Origin of the sequence: Burkholderia sp. AU28863 (genome assembly GCF_002223195.1) — a bacterium.
Taxonomy (GTDB): Bacteria; Pseudomonadota; Gammaproteobacteria; order Burkholderiales; family Burkholderiaceae; genus Burkholderia; species Burkholderia sola.
Genome location: NZ_NKFE01000027.1, coordinates 1 through 1,202, shown reverse-complemented (window position 1 = coordinate 1,202; position 1,202 = coordinate 1). Strand labels below are relative to the sequence as shown.

The window sequence follows — 1,202 nt, the reverse complement described above, 5'->3', positions numbered from 1 at the left end:
CGCCTCGGCAACACGCGTTCGGCCGCCGCGCTCGAACTGTGGCGTCCGCATCTCGCGGGCAGCGTCGTCGTGATCGGCAACGCGCCGACCGCGCTGTTCCACCTGCTCGACATGATCGACGCCGGCGCGCCGCGCCCCGCGCTGATCGTCGGTTTCCCGGTCGGCTTCATCGGCGCGGCCGAATCGAAGGCGGCGCTCGACGCCGACAGCCGCGGCGTGCCGTACGTCACGCTGCTCGGCCGGCGCGGCGGCAGCGCGATGGCCGCCGCCGCGGTCAATGCGCTTGCGACGGAGGTCGAATGACGAGCGCGCGCGGACGGCTGTTCGGCGTCGGGGTCGGCCCCGGCGATCCCGAACTGATGACGATCAAGGCGCTACGCGTGCTGCAGGCGGCGCCCGTGGTCGCGTATTTCGTCGCGAAGGGCAAGAAAGGCAACGCGTACGGCATCGTCGAGGCGCACCTGCTCGACGCTCAGACGCAACTGCCGCTGGTCTACCCGGTTACGACCGAGGCGCTGCCCCCTCCGCTGTGCTACGAGACGGTGATCGCCGATTTCTACGACACCGCGGCCGAGATCGTCGCCGCGCACCTCGATGCAGGCCGCGACGTCGCGGTGATCTGCGAAGGCGACCCGTTCTTCTACGGCTCGTACATGTACCTGCACGACCGGCTCGCGCCGCGTTACGACGCCGAGGTGATTCCCGGCGTATGCGCGATGCTCGGCGGCACGGCCGTGCTCGGCCAGCCGCTCGTCTATCGCAACCAGAGCCTGTCGGTGCTGTCGGGCGTGCTGCCCGAGCACGAACTGCGCGAACGCCTCGCGCGGGCCGACGCGGCCGTCGTGATGAAGCTCGGCCGCAATTTCGACAAGGTGCGGCGCGTGCTCGACGAACTCGGGCTCGCGAAGCGCGCGCTGTACGTCGAGCGCGCGACGATGGCGAACCAGCGCATCGTGCCGCTCGACGAAGTCGATCCGATGGCGTCGCCGTATTTCTCGCTGCTCGTCGTGCCGGGGGAAAAATGGCAAGGATGACGACGCCGCCCGCGATCGTGATACTCGGCGCGGGCGCGCTCGATACCGCGCGACGTATCCAGGCGCGTTATCCAGGCGCCCTCGTGCACGGTCTCGCATCGCGCGTCGATGCCGACGTGCCGTTCGACGAACTCGGCGCGCACCTGCGCGAACTCTATGCGCGCGGCT

2 protein-coding genes and 1 pseudogene are annotated in these 1,202 nt (G+C 69.8%); all 3 read left to right on the top strand.

The genetic code is table 11. The features are described from left to right. Positions 1-303, top strand: a 303-nt coding sequence (locus tag CFB81_RS34765) for a precorrin-8X methylmutase (RefSeq protein ID WP_179236159.1), incomplete at its 5' end; no start/stop codon positions are given. Continuing rightward, entirely contained in the window at positions 300-1,034 is a 735-nt protein-coding gene (locus CFB81_RS34760) for a precorrin-2 C(20)-methyltransferase (RefSeq protein ID WP_069620718.1), read from the top strand. The genes CFB81_RS34765 and CFB81_RS34760, both read left to right, overlap by 4 nt. Continuing rightward, positions 1,031-1,202: pseudogene (locus CFB81_RS36765) on the top strand (cobalamin biosynthesis protein CbiG); the annotation flags it as partial. The gene CFB81_RS34760 and the pseudogene CFB81_RS36765, both read left to right, overlap by 4 nt.

Coding starts and splice junctions, on each gene's coding strand:
- CFB81_RS34760 (WP_069620718.1), top strand. CDS start 300: ATGACGAGCGCGCGCGGACGGCTGTTCGGCGTCGGGGTCGGCCCCGGC.